Source organism: Falsiporphyromonas endometrii, assembly GCF_042654485.1.
Lineage (GTDB): Bacteria > Bacteroidota > Bacteroidia > Bacteroidales > Porphyromonadaceae > Porphyromonas > Porphyromonas endometrii.
The window spans coordinates 1-4107 of record NZ_JBHSGO010000116.1 but is presented as its reverse complement, the minus strand read 5'-3'; the positions used below and the strand labels follow the sequence as shown (position 1 = coordinate 4107).

At 36.0% G+C, this 4107-nt stretch carries 2 protein-coding genes and 1 pseudogene; all 3 read right to left on the bottom strand.

Annotated elements, in window-relative coordinates; genetic code table 11:
• Positions 1-302 precede the first annotated feature (302 nt).
• Positions 303-1697, bottom strand: coding sequence for a DUF5723 family protein (locus ACFO3G_RS03815; RefSeq protein WP_380078140.1), 1395 nt, complete (start codon positions 1695-1697; stop codon positions 303-305).
• Positions 1698-1709: 12 nt separating this feature from the next.
• A complete protein-coding gene (locus tag ACFO3G_RS03810; RefSeq protein ID WP_380078138.1) occupies positions 1710-3488 on the bottom strand; it encodes a hypothetical protein in 1779 nt (592 codons plus the stop codon).
• A gap of 520 nt (positions 3489-4008) precedes the next feature.
• Positions 4009-4107: pseudogene (locus ACFO3G_RS03805) on the bottom strand (transposase); the annotation flags it as partial.

The window sequence follows — 4107 nt, the reverse complement described above, 5'->3', positions numbered from 1 at the left end:
TGACAGACAATTCGAAATAATTTCTTTAATTTGTACTCGTGTAAGATTCATACGGTTTATCGTTTTATTTTGTTTTTTTCAAAGATAACAGTCTTGAGTCTTACACACTTTTTCGGGACAGTATCACATAATGGGCACAAGTAATATCGATTGGGTGTACACACATCAAAAACAAAGGGACAAATCAAAATGTATCATCTTGACTCATCCCTTTGATATAAAAAATTTAAGAAGAAAAGTTGATCCTATGGAAGGTCTTTTACCTCCTCTTCACGTATTATAATCTTGATAGAATAATGTTTTTAGAAAGTCACATCCATACCAAAGTTTAGTGTAAGGTTGGATTTGTCCAGGGGCACAAAAGAATCCTTGGCAAGTTTAAGCATACTCAGTTGAGCCCCTAAAAAGAAGTTAAATCCTTTGGGATGCAAACTTATAGCAAGCCCCGGAGTAACGCCGACTGTGCTAAAATCAACATTCAAAGATGAACCAAACCAATGTGTCGGCTCAATATTTGCACCAATCATAAGACCGGTACCCAAAGCAGGCTTATTGAAACAGCTATGGAAAAGTCCGGTCGCAGACAATTTATCATAGAAAGGCATCTTATATTTAGCTCCAAGGGCAAAGATAACCGGCAAAGCATAGGACTCGGAATAGGTCTTATCATCCTTCTTCACCTTTGTAAACTCCTTTAGATCATCTTCCATATCTTTAGCCTGATCGGACAATGAGGATGAATTTGATGGGTCAAACTTAAAACCATCAAACTGATAATCTTCTACAAATTTACCACGAGACATATTGCCAAAATTAAGCCACCCAAGGTTCTTCAATGTCGCAGAAACTTCAAGATCCTCTCTCAACTTATAAGTCGCACCCAAATCCATTGACATACCAAAGCCCTTAATTTTCATGATATCCGAGAACTTTATTTCGTTGTCACTAAAATCTATCTCATCAGTCATCTGACCATTATCATCTACCTTATTGCCAAAAGTAATCCCCTTGCCATAAGCGATATAACTATTGCTGCTATGAATTTGATAACGATCTCGAGACATAGATATCTGCATTTTATCAATCAATATCTTGGTAAGATTGGTACCTAACAAGAAATTGACATGAGCTCCAACAGTCCACTTATCATTGATCGGTCGTGCATATCCCAACTGAAAATTAAAGAAATTAACTTCTGTTGCATGCAAATCATTGATATTATACTTGGATATATTCTCGTCATCCATACCCAACTTGGCAAATCTGAACAACTCTTTAGGAATCGTAATATCACTATATTCCTCAAAAGAGAAATTGATACTCGCATAACCTCCATACAACTTAAATCCTGCTCCAAGAAGCTGAAGACTAAAATCGCTTCCTATTGATATCTTGTTGGGTAAATTGTCTAAGAAGGATTTGGCATTGACATCCGGATGTAAGAACGTCACCAAATTACCATCTCTCTTAAATAAGAAGTCCGAAGCACCCACATTCATAGCTCCAAACAAAGATATATTTCCAAGCGCCGGAATACTGATATAATTGTGTTTGGGGATAAAAGACGGATTAAGTTGCTGTCTCTGACTGACACCATCTAACGAATAAAATTGAAAACTCTGTTGAGCTTTGATTGGCAATAATGAAGCCAACAAAATCAAAGATCCTGCGAAAGCAAGTTTAATATGATTGAACATCTCTATAGTCTATTAGTCGTTTTTATTGTCTTCTTTATCACTATCATCCTTTATTATTACTCCTCCGGGCAATTCCAAATACAATTTTTTGCCTCTCAACCATTGATCTTCGCGAAGGAAGATACCCATTCCGGTCGTCATCGCCTTGGATTCGAAAGTAAGGCTGTTCAACTTAGCAATCTGATCTCCGATTGGGTCATCAAGCACAATAACAACTTCGCTTGACACCGGAGTCTTACCATCTTTACTTCCTTGTACAAAACCTTTTTCCAAAGTAATCTTAACATTCTTAAGTTCCTGATTATCAGAATTTAAAAGCTTCATATAATCTTGTAGAAACTCAATTGAAAATGGCACAACAGACTCCAACACAAAATGAAGTTTAGCCCGCTTTATTTCAACTTTATCTTCATTGATTTCACCAATATCCAAAGTATCTCTATAACCAATCTGTGTACCCTCTTCAAATTGGAATGGAATTTCATAGTCCGTTGTTACCCCTTCAATATGCATATTAGGCTTGATAGTGACGAACTTATCCGGTTTGATTCTAAGAATAAATTCTGCGTTTAATTTATCCGGAATAGGTTGAATAAGAGATTCGATATTCTCAACAAGCTTGTTTTGAGTACACTCTCCTACATATTTCGCTTTGGATATAACTACTTTATTATGGCCTGTATCAAAATGAATACCACTAACATTGATACTGTTCTTATTGTCTACGGTACTTAAAGTCGCATCAATATCAAAACTCAACCCCGCAATAGTATTGTTACACTCCAACAAAATGGCAAGGTTAGTCGGATTGATCATCGTCCTCTCCTTATCTAATGCAGAAGGGAAATTGTCAAAAAGATATTCACTTCTCTGAGTTGACTCAAATTTAACTTTTGCTGAAACACTCTTTACATCAAATTTTCCATCGATATGAGCATCGCATTGAAGTGAAGGCGATGTACTATTAAAGCTACCTTTTGTAATATCGAGTTTTTCAGACTTAATAACGCAGTTAAAATCAATACCCTTGGACAATGATTCGATCTTAATGCCGCTGGCATCCTCTGCCGGATGATTCTTACCATCATCCCATTTGTCGGCAAAACGAAGCTCACTAAAACCAAAAATAATAGGTTTATTCCTGTGACATATAAGCTGTTTTGCCGACAATGTTGCTCCGTCATCTGTCTGCTTCAACGTAAATCCTTCAGGCAATCTTGATGAATCAAATCGGATATACTTAGGGAATTTGAATTCAACATTCTTAAAAGTCAAACTTTCAAATTGACCGTCGACCATACCGAATTGAAGACTCAAAGTTTTGTTCTCAAGGCTGACTTGTGCCAATTCGACCAGCCTGTCATCTTTAGTATCCAATTTCATTGTCGAATGAAGATCCATCGACACACCGGGAAGACCTTCTAAAGTAAGCTCTCTTCCTGTTGGAGTTCCAGACGGCAAGGAAATAGACGACTTCGCTGTAGACTCGATATCCTTAGACGAAAGATTTAAATCGATATCTACCTCTGTCTCTTTCAAACTGTTTTTACTAACGAAATAGTAATTACCATCTCTGGACTCGAGATTATTAGAATTGGAATTCTCATCTTCAAAAATATCTTTCAGATAATATTTCTCAGATGAACCAAGTGGAAAAGCTGCATGCTTTCCTCCTACCCCCACTGTACCATCAATATGATCCAGGTCAAACTCTTTGTCGACCTTCACACACGAACTGAATGTCATGGCAAAGGCCAATGGGATTGCATAAATAAGATTTTTGTATCTCATTGTTTCATGTTTTTATGGCTATGTAGGCAGAAGTTCCCCTCGCATAGATTTCACAAATCAAAGCAAAAAAAATCATCCTGCTCTTACAATTAGCCATGGTAAACTATAATGTTAATTATTCCTTAATAAGTATAGATTAAACGACAAACTATTATCAAAATAATGTTGTTTACAATGAAAAAGTGGTTCAAACATTAGAAGTAACTTCAATTCATTCAAAACAACTTCTGACATTCGATTATGTAATATATCCTTGAAATCAAAGTCGTAGTTAAGTTTTATAAATGGTAAATAATGTGGTTAAATAGACCACTGTTCATACATAAACACCTTAAATAACCTCAGAACCATTCAAATTTATTTAAATAGTTTCTTAGGAAAAGATCAAAGACTACAACAAAAAGAGGAATCAAGACCTTGTCTTACAAGTCATGGTGGTATAAGCCCCTCCTCATTTGCAATGCAAATATAATATATTACGCATATAAATAAGCAATAGTTCGTTAAAAAATATCCAAGCCTAAGCGGCTCTGGCAGTAAATAAAATGAGTTCTTTGAAAAGTTTGTCAATAACTTGCGGGTCTGGGCTAATCCCAAACACGCAAATAAATCGTTCAAG